Origin of the sequence: Corynebacterium timonense (assembly GCF_900105305.1) — a bacterium.
Classification (GTDB): Bacteria; Actinomycetota; Actinomycetes; order Mycobacteriales; family Mycobacteriaceae; genus Corynebacterium; species Corynebacterium timonense.
On record NZ_LT629765.1, the window covers coordinates 128,580 to 142,361 of the forward strand.

The 13,782-nt window shown below is 68.8% G+C and carries 15 protein-coding genes; 9 read left to right on the forward strand and 6 right to left on the reverse strand.

The window, feature by feature from the left end; translation table 11 throughout:
* The first annotated feature begins 93 nt into the window (after window positions 1–93).
* Genes purS through purL form a run of 3 tightly spaced genes read left to right on the forward strand, consistent with a single transcriptional unit; the run spans window position 94 to window position 3,294 of the window.
* Window positions 94–336 (forward strand): phosphoribosylformylglycinamidine synthase subunit PurS, encoded by a 243-nt coding sequence (gene purS / locus BLT81_RS00615; protein WP_019195080.1) that lies wholly within the window; start codon window positions 94–96, stop codon window positions 334–336.
* Window positions 333–1,004: a phosphoribosylformylglycinamidine synthase subunit PurQ gene (purQ, locus tag BLT81_RS00620; RefSeq protein WP_019195079.1), complete on the forward strand. Its 672-nt coding sequence runs from the start codon at window positions 333–335 to the stop codon at window positions 1,002–1,004. The genes purS and purQ overlap by 4 nt, the downstream gene beginning before the upstream one ends.
* A 16-nt stretch (window positions 1,005–1,020) precedes the next feature.
* The gene (purL, locus tag BLT81_RS00625) at window positions 1,021–3,294 is read left to right on the forward strand and encodes a phosphoribosylformylglycinamidine synthase subunit PurL (protein ID WP_040421897.1); all 2,274 of its coding nucleotides are present in this window, start codon (window positions 1,021–1,023) and stop codon (window positions 3,292–3,294) included.
* A 21-nt stretch (window positions 3,295–3,315) separates the two neighbouring features.
* Here purL and BLT81_RS00630 read toward each other — a convergent pair whose 3' ends face one another.
* Window positions 3,316–4,332, reverse strand: a complete 1,017-nt coding sequence (locus BLT81_RS00630) for an acyl-CoA thioesterase (RefSeq protein WP_083337234.1) — start codon at window positions 4,330–4,332, stop codon at window positions 3,316–3,318.
* Between the two features lie 38 nt (window positions 4,333–4,370).
* Between BLT81_RS00630 and BLT81_RS00635 the strand changes: the two genes are divergently transcribed.
* The 3 genes from BLT81_RS00635 to purM are packed head-to-tail and all read left to right on the forward strand — an operon-like array spanning window position 4,371 to window position 7,391.
* Window positions 4,371–4,760: a sterol carrier family protein gene (locus tag BLT81_RS00635; protein ID WP_019195076.1), complete on the forward strand. Its 390-nt coding sequence runs from the start codon at window positions 4,371–4,373 to the stop codon at window positions 4,758–4,760.
* A 24-nt stretch (window positions 4,761–4,784) separates the two neighbouring features.
* Entirely contained in the window at window positions 4,785–6,311 is a 1,527-nt protein-coding gene (gene purF / locus BLT81_RS00640; RefSeq protein WP_040421895.1) for an amidophosphoribosyltransferase, read from the forward strand.
* Between the two features lie 3 nt (window positions 6,312–6,314).
* Entirely contained in the window at window positions 6,315–7,391 is a 1,077-nt protein-coding gene (gene purM / locus BLT81_RS00645) for a phosphoribosylformylglycinamidine cyclo-ligase (RefSeq protein WP_019195074.1), read from the forward strand.
* Window positions 7,392–7,458: 67 nt separating this feature from the next.
* Here the strand turns inward: purM and BLT81_RS00650 are convergent, their stop codons facing one another.
* Window positions 7,459–7,644 (reverse strand): DUF3073 domain-containing protein, encoded by a 186-nt coding sequence (locus tag BLT81_RS00650; RefSeq protein WP_019195073.1) that lies wholly within the window; start codon window positions 7,642–7,644, stop codon window positions 7,459–7,461.
* Window positions 7,645–7,808: 164 nt separating this feature from the next.
* Window positions 7,809–8,930 (reverse strand): CAF17-like 4Fe-4S cluster assembly/insertion protein YgfZ, encoded by a 1,122-nt coding sequence (ygfZ, locus tag BLT81_RS00655; protein WP_019195072.1) that lies wholly within the window; start codon window positions 8,928–8,930, stop codon window positions 7,809–7,811.
* A 31-nt stretch (window positions 8,931–8,961) separates the two neighbouring features.
* Between ygfZ and BLT81_RS00660 the strand changes: the two genes are divergently transcribed.
* Entirely contained in the window at window positions 8,962–9,897 is a 936-nt protein-coding gene (locus BLT81_RS00660; RefSeq protein WP_019195071.1) for an aminodeoxychorismate lyase, read from the forward strand.
* Here the strand turns inward: BLT81_RS00660 and BLT81_RS00665 are convergent.
* The 3 genes from BLT81_RS00665 to BLT81_RS12465 are packed head-to-tail and all read right to left on the reverse strand — an operon-like array spanning window position 9,894 to window position 11,330.
* Window positions 9,894–10,562: a heme-binding beta-barrel domain-containing protein gene (locus BLT81_RS00665; protein ID WP_019195070.1), complete on the reverse strand. Its 669-nt coding sequence runs from the start codon at window positions 10,560–10,562 to the stop codon at window positions 9,894–9,896. The two genes, BLT81_RS00660 and BLT81_RS00665, sit on opposite strands and share 4 nt — an antisense overlap.
* Window positions 10,563–10,572: 10 nt before the next feature.
* Window positions 10,573–10,854, reverse strand: a complete 282-nt coding sequence (locus BLT81_RS12460) for a hypothetical protein (RefSeq protein ID WP_172812356.1) — start codon at window positions 10,852–10,854, stop codon at window positions 10,573–10,575.
* A gap of 17 nt (window positions 10,855–10,871) precedes the next feature.
* On the reverse strand, window positions 10,872–11,330 hold the full coding sequence (locus BLT81_RS12465) for an LmeA family phospholipid-binding protein (protein WP_172812357.1): 459 nt from the start codon (window positions 11,328–11,330) through the stop codon (window positions 10,872–10,874).
* Window positions 11,331–11,359: 29 nt separating this feature from the next.
* Between BLT81_RS12465 and mshD the strand changes: the two genes are divergently transcribed.
* Together mshD and pstS are read left to right on the forward strand one after the other, a co-directional pair.
* Window positions 11,360–12,295 carry a mycothiol synthase gene (gene mshD / locus BLT81_RS00675; protein WP_019195068.1) on the forward strand — a complete coding sequence of 312 codons (936 nt, stop codon included), beginning with the start codon at window positions 11,360–11,362 and terminating at the stop codon, window positions 12,293–12,295.
* 210 nt (window positions 12,296–12,505) lie between these two features.
* Window positions 12,506–13,639, forward strand: a complete 1,134-nt coding sequence (gene pstS / locus BLT81_RS00680; RefSeq protein WP_019195067.1) for a phosphate ABC transporter substrate-binding protein PstS — start codon at window positions 12,506–12,508, stop codon at window positions 13,637–13,639.
* Window positions 13,640–13,782: the final 143 nt, after the last annotated feature.

The window sequence follows — 13,782 nt, forward strand, 5'->3', positions numbered from 1 at the left end:
GGCTGTGCACCCCGTCGGCGCGGTAGGGGCGGGCAAAACCCGTCCTATATAATCAGCCCTGTCTTTTGGCGTCCAAGCAGAGAAGGAACCTTCATGGCACGTGTCGTGGTAAATGTCATGCCGAAGGCGGAGATCCTTGACCCCCAGGGCCAGGCTGTGCTCCGCGCACTCGGGCGGATCGGCGTCGGCGGAGTGGGGGACGTCCGCCAGGGCAAGCGCTTCGAAATCGAGGTCGATGACTCGGTGCCCGACGCCGAGCTCGAGCGCGTGGCGGCCACCCTGCTGGCCAATACCGTGATCGAGGACTTCGAGGTCGTCCGCGAGGCCACTCGATGACGGCGACGATCGGCGTCATCACCTTCCCCGGCACGCTTGACGACGTCGACGCGTTGCGCGCCGTCCGCCTCGCCGGCGCCGAGCCGCAGCAACTGTGGCACGCCGACGAGGACCTGACCGGCGTCGACGCCGTCGTCGTCCCCGGCGGCTTCTCCTACGGCGACTACCTGCGCTCCGGCGCGATCGCGGCCCAGGCTCCCATGACGAAGGCTGTCGTCGAGGCCGCCGGGCGCGGCATGCCCGTGCTGGGCATCTGCAACGGCTTCCAGATCCTCACCGAGGCGGGCCTTCTGCCGGGCGTGCTGACGCGCAACCAGGGGCTCAACTTCCATTGCGTGGACACGTACCTCGAGGTGGCCAGGGCCGACACCGCCTGGACCAGCCAGTTCGAGCAGGGGCAGAGGATCCTCGTGCCCGCCAAGCACGGCGAAGGGCGCTTCCAGGCGTCCGCGGAAACGATCGAGGAGCTGGAGAAGGAGGGGCGCGTGGTGTTTCGCTACACCGACAACTTCAACGGCTCCCTCAACGGCATCGCCGGGGTGACCAACGCAACCGGCCGCGTCGTCGGCCTCATGCCGCACCCGGAGCACGCCGTCGATCTGCTGACCGGCCCGTCCACCGACGGGCTGGGCCTGTTCCTGTCCGCTATCTCTTCGATCGGAGCCTAACGCAGTGTCTGAAAAAGTGACTGTTGTAAACGACACCGTCGACAACGCCAAGGCCACCCCGGACCAGGCGCAGCCCTACGCCGAGCTGGGCCTCAAAGACGACGAGTACCAGCGCATCTGCAGTATCCTCGGGCGCCGCCCGACGGACGCCGAACTCACCGTCTACTCCGTGATGTGGTCGGAGCACTGCTCCTACAAGTCCTCCAAGGTGCACCTGCGCTACTTCGGCGAGACGATGACGTCGGAAATGGCCGCCAAGATCCTCGCCGGCATCGGCGAGAACGCCGGCGTGGTGGATATCGGGGGCGGAGACGCGGTGACCTTCCGCGTCGAAAGCCACAACCATCCGTCCTTCGTCGAGCCCTACCAGGGCGCGGCCACCGGGGTGGGCGGCATCGTCCGCGACATCATGGCCATGGGTGCGCGCCCGATCGCCGTCATGGACCAGCTGCGCTTCGGCCCGGCCGACGCCGAGGACACGAAGCGTGTCCTGCCGGGCGTCGTCCACGGCATCGGCGGCTACGGCAACTCCCTCGGCCTGCCCAACATCGGCGGCGAGACCGTCTTCGACGCCGCCTACGCGGGCAACCCGCTGGTCAACGCCCTGTGCGTGGGCACGCTCAAGGTCGAGGACCTCAAGCTCGCCTTCGCCTCGGGTACCGGTAACAAGGTGGTGCTCTTCGGCTCGCGGACCGGCCTCGACGGCATCGGCGGCGTCTCCGTCCTCGGCTCCGCCACCTTCGAGGAGGGCGAGGAGCGCAAGCTCCCCGCCGTGCAGGTCGGCGACCCCTTCGCCGAGAAGGTGCTCATCGAGTGCTGCCTCGAGCTCTACCAGGCCGGGGTGGTCGTGGGCATCCAGGACCTCGGCGGCGGCGGCCTTGCCTGCGCGACCTCCGAGCTCGCGGCGGCCGGCGACGGCGGGATGCGCGTCGACCTCGACGCCGTGCCCCTGCGCGCCGAAAACATGTCCGCCGCCGAGATCCTCGCCTCCGAGTCCCAGGAGCGCATGTGCGCCGTGGTCACGCCCGACAACGTCGAGCGCTTCATGGACATCTGCGCCAAGTGGGACGTCAACGCCGCCGTCATCGGCGAGGTCACCGACGAAAAGGACCGCTACCTCGTCTACCACGGCGGAGAGCTCGTGCTCGACGCACCGCCCTCCTCCATCGACGAGGGCCCCGTTTACCAGCGCCCCTTCGCCCGGCCCGCGTGGCAGGACGAGGTGCAGGCTGGCGGGGACGTCGACAAGCACGGCTCTTTGGCGCAGACCTGGCTGAAGATGGTGGCCTCCCCGGCGCTGTGCTCGCGCGACTTCATCACCGAGCAGTACGACCGCTACGTGCGCGGCAACACCGTGCAGGCCAAGCACGCCAACGCCGGCGTGCTGCGCATCAACGAGGAGACCTCCCGCGGCGTCGCCGTGTCGGCCGACGCCTCCGGGCGCTACACGTACCTCGACCCGAACATGGGCGCGCGGCTCGCGCTCGCCGAGGCCTACCGCAACGTCGCGGTCACCGGGGCCCGCCCCGTCGCGGTGACCAACTGCCTCAACTTCGGCTCCCCCGAAAACCCGGACGTCATGTGGCAGTTCCGCGAAGCCGTCCACGGCCTCGCCGACGGCGCCCGCGAGCTGGGAATCCCCGTCTCCGGCGGCAACGTGTCCTTCTACAACCAGACGGGCGAGACCCCGATCCTGCCCACCCCGGTCGTGGGCGTCCTCGGCGTCATCGAGGACGTCAGCACCACCGTGCGCAACCGCATTTTCGCCGGCGACGAGGAGTACAAGCTCGTGCTGCTCGGCGAGACGCGCGACGAGTTCGGCGGCTCCGTCTGGCAGGACATCTCCGGGGCGGGCCTTCGCGGCCTGCCCCCGCAGGTGAACCTGGCCAACGAGGCACGCCTGGCGGAGTTCTTTATCGGCCACGGCGGCATCAACGCCGCGCACGACCTATCGGAGGGCGGCCTGGCGCAGGCGCTCTTCGAGCTCATCCAGGGCTCGGGCAAGGGCGTCGAGCTCGACGTCAGCGCCGTGCACCACGACGCCTTTACCGCGCTGTTTTCCGAGTCCGCCTCGCGCGTCCTCGTCGCCGTCACCGCCGACCGCGTCGACGGCGTCCTCGAGCGCGCAGCGCAGCTGGGCGTCCCCGCCGCGCTGGTCGGCTCCACGAACGACACCGGTGAGATCGCCGTCGCGGGCGAGTCGGTTGCCGTCGCCGAGCTCGAAGCGGCGTGGGCAGGCACCCTGCCGCAGCTGTTCGGCCACTCCACCGCACCCAACGCGGCGGTCTAACGTGCCAGCCGGCGGCGCCGGCTAGAGCAGCTGGCGCGCCGGGTTCGGTGCGACCAGCGGCATCGGCTCGTACTCCGCGCGCAGGTCCTTCAGCTTCTGGGTGTGCTCCCACAGCCGCAGGTCCTCGGTGGTCCGTGGCTTGAACTGGCGGGCGGGCAGAGGCTGGCCGTCGATGTCGATGCCGATGTAGGTGAAGCTGGCGTGGATGGCTGTGCTCAGCGTGTCCTCGCCCCCGCGCGGGTCGCCCGAGCGCACGTGGACGGCCACGTGCATGGATCGGGCGTCGGTACGCGTAATGCGGGCGTCGACCTCGATGAGGTCGCCGATGGAGATGGGCGTGTAAAAGCGGATGCCGCCCGCGTAGACCGCGACGGTGCGCTCGCCCGACCACTCCATCGTGCACGCGATACCGGCCTCGTCGATCCATTCCATCGCCGTGCCGCCGTGCACCTTGCCGCCCCAGTTGATGTCGGTCGGCTTGGCCAGGAAGCGGTGCACCACGCGCGGCGCCGTCGACTCAGTGGTGTATGTCTGCTTGAGCATCTCCTGCTCGATCTGGCGGCGCAGGTCAACGCGCGAGAGCGCGGCCTGCTGCACGCGCGTCTCCTCCTCCGTGGAGGGGACGAAGCTGTCGACTGGCATCGGCTTGCCGGTGGTGGGGTCCTTGGCCACGAAGATGACGAGGCAGTCGCAGGCCCGGGTGAGCACGCCGTCGCGCGGGTCGGCGGAAAGCACCTCGGTGACGATGTGCATGGAGGAGCGCCCCGTCATGGCGATGCGGGCGCGCACCTCGACGATGTGGCCCGAGGGGATGGGGCGAGTGAAATGGATGTGGCCCACGTACGCGGTGACGCAGTACGTTCCCGACCACTGGGCGGCGCACGCGTAGGCGGCCTTGTCAATCCATTCGAGGACGCGGCCGCCGGACACACCCTGTGCGCCGGCGAGCAGGACGTCCGTGGGGGCGGCCATAAAACGGAGGGTGACGTGCGGGTCTTTAGCCGACGAGGGGGATTCGGGCGTGGCTGTGGTGGACATGGGACCTTACCTTAGCGGCACCGTCTTACCATGGGCCCATGGCACCGAAGAACGACCCCCATGAAACCCGCCGCGCCGTCGACGCCGTCGCGCCGTGGCTGCGTGGCCAGTCCGCGGCCGCGCCCGGGCGGGCAGAGCTTGCCGACGCCTGCCGCCGCACCGCCCGCGCCCTGGCGGAAGAACTGCCCGGCTCCACGGTGGAGCTGCGCGTCCCGCCCTTCGTGGCGGTCCAGTGCGTCGAGGGGCCGCGGCATACGCGCGGCACGCCTCCCAACGTGGTGGAGTGCTCCCCGCAGACGTGGCTGCGCCTGGCCACCGGCGTGCTCTCCTTCGACGACGCCCTGGAGGAGGGGCTGGTCGAGGCGAGCGGGTCGCGCGCCGGCGAGGTGGCGGCCGGGCTGCCGGTGATTGCCATCGGGCGTGCCTAATCCGTTAGAGTGGGCCACGTGCACATGGTGAACACCGGGGCCGCCGCAGAGCCTGCGGGCCCCGCGCAAGATGAGGTAACTGGCCAGCCCAGCGACGAACCCAGGGAGGAGTGCGGCGTGTTCGGCGTCTGGGCGCCGGGCGAGGATGTCGCCAAACTGTCCTACTTCGGGCTGTTCGCCCTCCAGCACCGCGGCCAGGAGGGCGCGGGCATTGCGGTGGGCGACGACGACAACATCGTGGTGTTCAAGGACACCGGCTTGGTCTCCCAGGTCTTCGACGAGTCCGTGCTCAACGCCCTGCAGGGCGACGTGGCCATCGGCCACACGCGCTACTCCACCGCGGGCGGTAACAGCTGGGACAACGTCCAGCCGATGTTTCGCACCTCGCCGAACGGCACGGACGTGGCGTTGGCCCACAACGGCAACCTGACCAACTACCAGGCGCTGCAGGAAGAGGCCATCGCCAAGCGCCTCATCCCCGCGGAGGGCGTCGAGGGGCAGGGCTCCTCCTCCGATACCGCGGTCGTCTCCGCGCTGCTCGCCGACGGGATCCGCGAGGGGGCATCGCTTATCGACGCCGCCCGTGAGCTCCTCCCCCGCATCGAGGGCGCTTTCTGCTTCATGGTCACCGACGGCCGCACCCTGTACGCGGCGCGCGACCCGCACGGCGTACGCCCCTTGGTTCTCGGGCGCCTGGAAAACGGCTGGGTTGTCGCCTCCGAGACGTGCGCCCTCGACATCGTTGGGGCCACCTTCGTGCGCGACATCGAGCCGGGCGAGCTCATCGCTATCGACGGCTCGGGCGTGCGCACCGAGCGCTTCGCCTCCACGCCCCGCGCGCACTGCGTCTTCGAGTACGTCTACGTGGCGCGTCCCGACTCGGTCATCGAGGGCCGCTCGGTGCACGCCTCCCGCATCGACATCGGCAAACGCCTCGCGAGCGTGCGACCCGTCGACGCCGACTTGGTCATGCCGGTCCCGGAGTCGGGCACGCCGGCGGCCATCGGGTACGCCGAGGAGTCCGGCATCCCCTTCAAGCAGGGGCTGATGAAGAACGCCTACGTCGGGCGCACCTTCATCCAGCCCTCGGACACGCTGCGCCAGCTAGGCCTGCGGCTCAAGCTCAACCCGGTGCGCGAGATCATCGACGGCAAGAAGCTCGTCGTTGTGGACGACTCGATCGTGCGCGGCAACACCCAGCGCAAGCTCATCACGATGCTGCGCGAGGCCGGCGCCGCCGAGGTGCACGTGCGCATCGCCTCGCCGCCGGTGAAGTGGCCGTGCTTCTACGGCATCGACTTCGCCAGCCCGGGCGAGCTGATTGCCAACAACGGCGGCGGCGGGGACGACACCGCCGTGAGCGAGTCGATCCGCACCGTCATCGGCGCCGACTCCCTGGCCTTCGTGTCCACAGACGACATGATTGCCGCCACGCGCCAGCCGGCCGACACCCTGTGCGCGGCCTGCTTCACCGGAACATACCCCCTCGGCCTCCCGGAGGGTAACCCCAACGCCGACCTCGTCCGCCGCATCCAGAAAGGTGAGTACTAGCCGATGAGCACGCTTAACGACGACCACATTCCCGTCTCCTACGAGGCCGCCGGCGTGTCCATCGAGGCCGGCGACAAGGCCGTGGAGCTGTTCGCGCCCCTGGCCAAGCGCGCCAGCCGCCCCGAAGTGCGCGGCGGGCTCGGCGGCTTCGCCGGCCTGTTCGCACTGGGCAAGTACCGTGAGCCGCTCCTCGCCGCCGGCTCCGACGGCGTGGGCACGAAGCTTGCCGTCGCGCGGGCGATGGGCAAGCACGACACGATCGGCATCGATCTCGTGGCCATGTGCGTCGACGACCTCGTCGTCTGCGGCGCCGAGCCGCTGTTCCTTCAGGACTACATCGCCATCGGCAAAGTCGTGCCGGAGAAGGTCGCGGAGATCGTCTCCGGTATCGCCGAGGGCTGCGTCCGCGCCGGCTGCGCCCTTCTGGGCGGGGAGACCGCGGAGCACCCGGGCGTGATGGGCCCGGACGACTACGACGTCTCCGCCACCGCCGTCGGCGTCGTCGAGGCGGACGAGCTGCTCGGCCCGGACCGCGTGCGCGACGGGGACGTCATTATCGGCATGGCCTCCTCCGGCCTGCACTCGAACGGCTACTCCTTGGCCCGCCACGTCCTCCTCGAGCGCGCGGGCCTGCCGCTCGACGGGCACATCGACGAGCTGGGCCGGACCCTCGGCGAGGAGCTGCTCGAGCCGACGCGCATCTACGCGCTCGACTGCCTCGAGCTGGCGAGCGAGTGCTCGGTGCGCACCTTCTGCCACGTCACCGGCGGCGGCCTGGTGGGCAACATGGAGCGCATTATCCCCGAGGGCAAGGTCGCCGAGATGCAGCGCGGCTCGTGGACGCCGGGCGAGATCTTCCGCACGATCCGCTCGATCGGGCAGGTGCCGGACGAGGAGATGGAAAAGACCTTCAACATGGGCGTCGGCATGGTCGCCATCGTCGCGCCCGAGGATCGGGACCGCGCCTTGGCTATCCTCGCAGCCCGCCACGTGGAGAGCTGGGTGCTCGGCGAGGTCCGCGCCGCGGAGGAGGGCGAGACCGCCCGCGCCGTCCTCGCGGGCACGCACCCCCACTACTAAAAGGCCCGCTCACGACCGAGATAAGCAAAAGCACCCGGGGCAACCCGGGTGCGTGAGTGCAGGACGACTAGTTGTTGTTCTTCCAGTCAGCGTAGTCGGCGTAGGGGTCGTCCTGATCGTCGTCGTCCCACTCGCGCGACTGCGTCTGCCCCGAGAGTTCGCGCTGCAGCGACTCGAGGTCCATGTCCGGCGTGTGGTACTTGAGTTGGCGAGCAACCTTGGTCTGCTTTGCTTTGGCGCGTCCGCGGCCCATGGCGTGACCCCCTTGAGGTGGTTGAAGACGGCCCATTCATTGATGGGCGGCCTCTATAAATCGTGTCTGAATTGTCCTGCCCAATATAATAGCCTGTTGCTCAAAAAAATTCCGCAACACTGTCTGACCTGCGCGAACGCCCGCTTCCGGGGGCGGCGGGTGCCCTACTGCTGCCCGCGCAGCTTTTCGACGGCCCGGCGCCCCGCTTTCTCCCCCTCGTCGGTGGGCAAGGAGTCGGGGTCGATGCTCGCGGCAACAGGAGTGTCGCCCTCGGCGGTGAGATCGCCGTGACCGATGGCCGTGCGCTTGACCAGCGCGAGGGCGATCGGCCCGTAGTCGGCGTCGTGCACCACGGTGCCGAGCCGGCCCACCGTGCGCCCGCCGAGGGTGAGCTCCGCGCCTGGGACGGGGTCGACGGGCGCGGACCCGTCGAGGTGAACAAGGACCAGTAGGCGCGGGGGGCGCCCGAGGTTTTCCACGCGCGCGACGGTCTCCTGCCCGCGGTAGCACCCCTTGGCCAGGTGGACGGCGCCGATGTGCTCGCCGCGGTTGATCAGGCGCGGCGCCTCGTGGGGGATGGACTTGTCGTCCAGGTCCACGCCCAACTCTGGCTCGCCGGCGCGGACGCGCTCGGCGGTAAACGCCATGAGCCCGGCGAGCGCGCCGCCCGCGCGGGTGAACTCTTCGACGGCGCGGGAGATGTCGCTGCGCTCGACGGCGACGTCCCACCGCTGCGGGGAGCTCCACCCCGGGACGCGGCGGGTAAACACGCTGGTGATCGCGGGGGACTCGGAAGCGCCAGCGGGGGCGAGCACGGTGAGGATGCCCAGGTCCGTCTCCTCGATGGTGACGTCGGACCAAAAGACCATGCGGCGCAGGAAGTCGACGAACGTGGAGCGCTGCCGGCTCGGCATATCGAGGTAGTAGGTGGCGCCGTCGGTGCCGGAGTCGAGGTAGACGTCGGCGTGGTGGAGGATGTGGCCGCGGATGTCCAGGTCGAGGGCGGAGCCGGAGAAGGCCGGAGGGGCGTCGTCAAGCTTTTGCGACAGGATGTTGTTCAGAAAGGCGGGCGCGTCGGGGCCGGTGACGGCGATAACGGCGCGGTGCGAGCGGTCGACGAGCACCGGTCCGGTGGACAGGACACGCTGCTCGCCCAAAGGGTCGCCGTAGTGCCAGGCGACGCCCGCGGCGTCGAGGGGCGAGGTCGCAGCGTCGGGGAGTTCCGCTGCCCCAGGGCGCGCGAGGAGCGGGGAACGGTACGGGTTGTCCTCGGTCACAGCAGTCATGCCGTCGATCGTACGTGCATAATGGGGCGGCATGGCGCAATCGTCTTCTTTCCCCCACCTTGCCCCGCAACCCGTGATCTACCTCGTGGAACCATTCGGCGGCTCGGTGCGCAGGCAAAACGCGAACATGCCGCACATCTTCTGGGACGACGCCGTGGCTACCCGCGGCGACGGCATCTTTGAGACGATCCTGGTGAACAACGCGCGCCCCGTGAACCTGGAGAGGCACCTTGAGCGCTTCCGCCGGTCGGCCGCGCAGCTCGACCTGCCCGAGCCGAACCCCGAGCAGTGGCGCGCCGCCACGCGCGAGGCCATCGCGGACTACGTGCGCGAGCGCGGGGGAGAGGACAGCGCCGAGAGCGCCGAGGCCTCGTGCGTGTGGACGATGTCGCGCGGCCGCGCCACCACGGGCGTGCCCACCGCGTGGCTAACCGTGCGCCCGACCGACCCCGAGGACGCCAGGCTGCGCGCCGAAGGAGTCAGGGTGGCCACGGCGGGCCGCGGCTACACCGTCGACAGCGACGCGTCCGCCCCGTGGCTCGCCCTCGGCGCCAAGACGCTCAACTACACCGCCACGATGGCGGCGCTGCGCTGGGCGCGCGAGCACGGCTACGACGACATCATCTACATCGACCCGCGCACCGAGCGCGTGCTCGAGGGAACGCGGTCGACGGTGCTCGTGGTCAAACGCGGCAACCGGATGCGCACGCCGAAGGCCGGCCCCGACGTCATGGCGGGCACCACCATCCAGGCTGTCTTCGAGTACGCGACCTCGCAGGGGTGGCGCTGCGCGTCGAAGAACCTCTACGCCGACGACCTCCGCTCGGCGCAGTCCGTCTGGCTGGTCAGCTCCGTGCGCGGGCCCGTGCGCGTCACGCACCTCGACGGCGCCGCGCTGCCTGAGCCCGACAACGCGTCGGAGATCGCCCAGCTTATCGACGCCTCACTCGCCGCCCAGGACACCTAACCGGCGACGCGTGCGAGCTCCGCCGACATGTAGGGCACGAGCTCGCCGTCGACGACGCGTTCGTCGACCCAGCCGAGGTTGTTGTTGGGCATGAGGCCGTACATGCGTTTGCCGGGACCGTGGTTGGCCGGCCCGGTCGCCGTGACCATCGTGGAGGCGCTCTGGACCTGCCACGCGCGGTCGTTGTATGGCTCGCCATACATGATTTCGACCAAACCGCGCGAGTTGGTCAGGGTGAGCTCGATCTCGTCAGAGGCGGAGATGCGCCAAAAGCCCACCTCGCGCTGGTCGGGGCCGGCGGCCGTGCCGTCGGCGGTGAGCCGCCACGTGCGCGACTCGAAGCGCAGGTAGTTCTCCCCGTCGTGCGAGACCACAAGCTGCTGGCCGAAGGCGTATTCGTCGCCGTTGTCGTTGGCCTGGCCCGAGCCCGACCAGACGCCGACGAGGGGGAGTAGCGCCAAAAGGCCGTCGTGAAGCGAGGGGCCCTGGCGCAAGTTCGCGGTGTCGTCCGGCAGGGGCAGGTCGTCGAAGCCAAGCCCCGGGATGTTGCGGTGGGCCGTCTTCTTCGACTGCTCCGCGGCGAGGGTGACGGCCTCGTTGCCGTCGAGGCCGCGGGGCCGGGCGGGGGAGGGGCTCTGTTCGGGCTGGTGGCTGTTGTCGCTCATGCCCGCAACACTACCCAGCCGCCCGGACACCTGGTGCGAGCGGGGAGAGGTCCTCGGGCTCAAGCGTGACGTTGATGCGGTCGCGGGAAAATTCGATGGAGCCGCCCGAGACCTGGACGAGGTCGGCGGGCCCGCCGAGAGTGAAATCCCGGGTGTCGCGGGTGAGCGTGAAGGCGCGCACGACGGCGTCCGTATCGGCGTCGCTCGGGGCGTGGTCGATGACACTCGGGCGCAGATGGAAGACGCCGTCGACGAGACGGAGCGTGGCCACGACGCTCACCTGCTCATCCATACCGGGCGGGGTTCCCGTCAGGCGTACTTCGCTGGCGGGGCCTCCCCGGGGGAGATGTCGTAGGGGTTCGCGATGTCGAGGTCGGTCATGCCGAGCAGCTCGCCGAAGGCCACGCCGTCGAGGCGGACCTGGCGGCGCAGGGTCGCGGCCTTCGCGCCCGCGAAGTCGCCGCGGATGGCCTTGGCCCCGGCAACGCTCACGTCGACGGCCTCGGAGGTGGCGTTGGCGATCCCGATGCCCTCGACGGGCGCGTCGAGCGCCGTGACGCTGACGCGGGGGATGGAACCAAGGAGGAGCGATGTGGTGAAGGGGAAGCTGGCGATGTACACCTCTGTTCCGCTGTAGCGCTGCGCGACGCGGTGTTCGGCGCGCGACGCCAGCACCGTATCCGCAGCGACCACGATCAGGGCCAGGCCAGCGGCGAGGGCCAGCGCCACCCAGTGGCGCCTGTCCAGCGTTAACCGTCGTGAGCTCACAGTATTTATTAGTACCGTAGCCTGGTCGCATGACGAACACTGAGAGGACACCGGAGAGGACACCGGAGAGGACACCGGAGCGGACCACGGCGCGGACCACGGAGCGCGCGCGGCTGATCGCCGCGGCCGACCACCACGATGGGGTGGAGCCTTTTTCGGAGGCCTTCGTCCGCGGTTTACACGAGGACCTGGGGCACCGGCACGTCGAGCGCCGCGAGGGCGACGAGCTCGTGGGTCTCGCTGCTGTCGCTCCCGACGGCAGCGCCGAGCTCGTCGTGCACCCGCGGGCGCGCCGGCGCGGGCATGGCAGGGCGCTGCTCGACGAGGTGTTCGCCCACAACGCGCAGGCGGGCGTGTGGGCCCACGGCAACCTCCCCGCGGCGCAGGAGGTAGCGCGCTCGCTGTCGTTGCAGGTCACCCGCGAGCTGCTGGTGATGGGAATCGACGGTGACGCCCTCGAGACGGCCGCGCACCCGAAGGTGCCAGCGGGGTACACGGCCCTTGCCTACCCGGAGGCGGTCGAGACGTATGGCCGTGAGCGCGTGGAGCAGCAGTGGCTCGACGTGAACAACGACGCCTTCTCGTGGCACCCGGAGCAAGGGGGCTGGGACCTGGGGAGGCTGCACCAGGGCATGGAGACGGACTGGTTCGACCCGGACGGCGTCTGGTTTCTTTTCGACGGCGAGACGATGGCTGGATTCCATTGGACGAAGGTCCACCCCGACTCAACGGGTGAGGTGTATGTGGTTGGTGTGGCTACTGAATATCGGGGGAAAGGACTGGGGGAGCCGCTGCTGTCCGTCGGGCTGGAACACCTGGTGAAGCAAGGATCGTCGCGGGTCATCCTCTATGTCGAAGCGGACAACGCGCCCGCGGTGAAGCGGTACAAGCAGATGGGTTTCGCCGTGCGGGAATCCCATGTGGTCTACGCAAACACCGCGAACACCTCGAACACCGCACAATAGGGCAGTCTACCTGCGAGATGTGCAAAGTTTACGGACTGTTAACCTAACGGGTTACTTTAGGTTTACCTGGCTTTCGTAGGTTGTCCTGTGTGAGTAATCGGAAGATTGCCCTAGTCGGGTGCGCTCGGCGTGTGGGCAATCTGGAGGGCACTGTTTCCTCTCCATTCCGATGCTCGGAGATCATCGACAAATGGACCCGAAAGGTAACCTGTGATTCGCAACTTTAAGCGCACCGCTGCTGTGGCCAGCGTGCTTGCTCTCTCCTCCGTGTCCCTCGTGGCCTGTGGCGAAGAGGAGCAGCCGGAGGACAACGCTAACAACGAAGCGGCCGAGACCGCTGAGCCCGCCGAGGAGACCAACGAGGACGCTGCGGAGGGTCTGAGCGGCCAGACCGGCCAGCTCGTCGCCGAGGGTGCTACCTCCCAGCAGAACGCGATGGACTACTTCGGCTCCCGCTACTCGGAGGAAGTGCCGGGCGCGAACCTCGCGTACAACGCCACCGGTTCCGGTAACGGCATCAAGAACTTCATCGCTGACCAGGCTGTTTTTGCCGGGTCCGACTCCGCACTGAAGGAGGACGAGGTCGAGCAGGCCGCAGAGCGTTGCGGCGGCAACGAGGCGTGGCACCTGCCGCTCGTGATCGGCCCCGTCGCTATCGCCTACAACCTCGAGGGCGTGGACGAGCTCAACCTGACCGTCGACAACATCGTCGAGATCTTCCAGGGTGTCATCACCAAGTGGAACGACCCGAAGATCGCCGAGGCTAACCCGGGCGCCGAGCTGCCGGACGAGGACATCTCCGTTATCTACCGCTCCGACGAATCCGGTACCACCGATAACTTCCAGCGCTTCCTCGCTGCCGCTTCCGACGGCAAGTGGGAGGGCTCCGGTAAGGCCTTCCCGGCCGCCGTGGGCGCTGGCGCGAACGGCTCCACCGGTGTCGCGGATCAGGTCAACTCCACCCCGGGCGCCATCACCTACGTCGAGGCCGGCTTCGCCGAGAACATCGCCAACATCGACTTCGGCAACGGCCCGGTCGAGCTCAACGAGGAGACCGTGGGTAACGCCCTCGATAACCTCACCTTCGAGACCGAGGGCCACAACATGGTCGTCGACTCCGAGGCCCTGTTTACCTCCAACGAGGCTGACAACTACCCGTTGGTTCTGACCACCTACGAGATTGTCTGCTCCGCTGGCTACGACGAGGCGACCTCCAACATGGTCAAGGACTTCCTGACCGTCGCTCTGGACTCCCAGGACGACGAGCTCGCAGCCGAAGGCTTCATTCCGGTCCAGGGTGCTCACCTCGAGCGCCTGCGTGACGCTGTCGAAGCGATCGGCTAAGCGTAACGAGCCACCCCGCCCGCCGGAAGTGCGGGCACGAGAATGCCCCCCGTCTGATTCTGTGGACCTGGGGGGCGTTCTTATGCACCGGCCCGTCGGTGACGGCGCCACGGTCCCTGTGTTTCCGCGGTTCTACCGCTCAA

Bases quoted from the DNA above. Each gene is read 5' to 3' on its own strand.
- purS (WP_019195080.1), top strand. From the start codon at position 94: ATGGCACGTGTCGTGGTAAATGTCATGCCGAAGGCGGAGATCCTTGAC.
- purQ (WP_019195079.1), top strand. From the start codon at position 333: ATGACGGCGACGATCGGCGTCATCACCTTCCCCGGCACGCTTGACGAC.
- BLT81_RS00630 (WP_083337234.1), bottom strand. From the start codon at position 4,332: ATGTCCACCACAGCCACGCCCGAATCCCCCTCGTCGGCTAAAGACCCG.
- BLT81_RS00635 (WP_019195076.1), top strand. From the start codon at position 4,371: ATGGCACCGAAGAACGACCCCCATGAAACCCGCCGCGCCGTCGACGCC.
- purF (WP_040421895.1), top strand. From the start codon at position 4,785: ATGGTGAACACCGGGGCCGCCGCAGAGCCTGCGGGCCCCGCGCAAGAT.
- purM (WP_019195074.1), top strand. From the start codon at position 6,315: ATGAGCACGCTTAACGACGACCACATTCCCGTCTCCTACGAGGCCGCC.
- BLT81_RS00650 (WP_019195073.1), bottom strand. From the start codon at position 7,644: ATGGGCCGCGGACGCGCCAAAGCAAAGCAGACCAAGGTTGCTCGCCAA.
- ygfZ (WP_019195072.1), bottom strand. From the start codon at position 8,930: ATGACTGCTGTGACCGAGGACAACCCGTACCGTTCCCCGCTCCTCGCG.
- BLT81_RS00660 (WP_019195071.1), top strand. From the start codon at position 8,962: ATGGCGCAATCGTCTTCTTTCCCCCACCTTGCCCCGCAACCCGTGATC.
- BLT81_RS00665 (WP_019195070.1), bottom strand. From the start codon at position 10,562: ATGAGCGACAACAGCCACCAGCCCGAACAGAGCCCCTCCCCCGCCCGG.
- BLT81_RS12460 (WP_172812356.1), bottom strand. From the start codon at position 10,854: ATGGATGAGCAGGTGAGCGTCGTGGCCACGCTCCGTCTCGTCGACGGC.
- mshD (WP_019195068.1), top strand. From the start codon at position 11,360: ATGACGAACACTGAGAGGACACCGGAGAGGACACCGGAGAGGACACCG.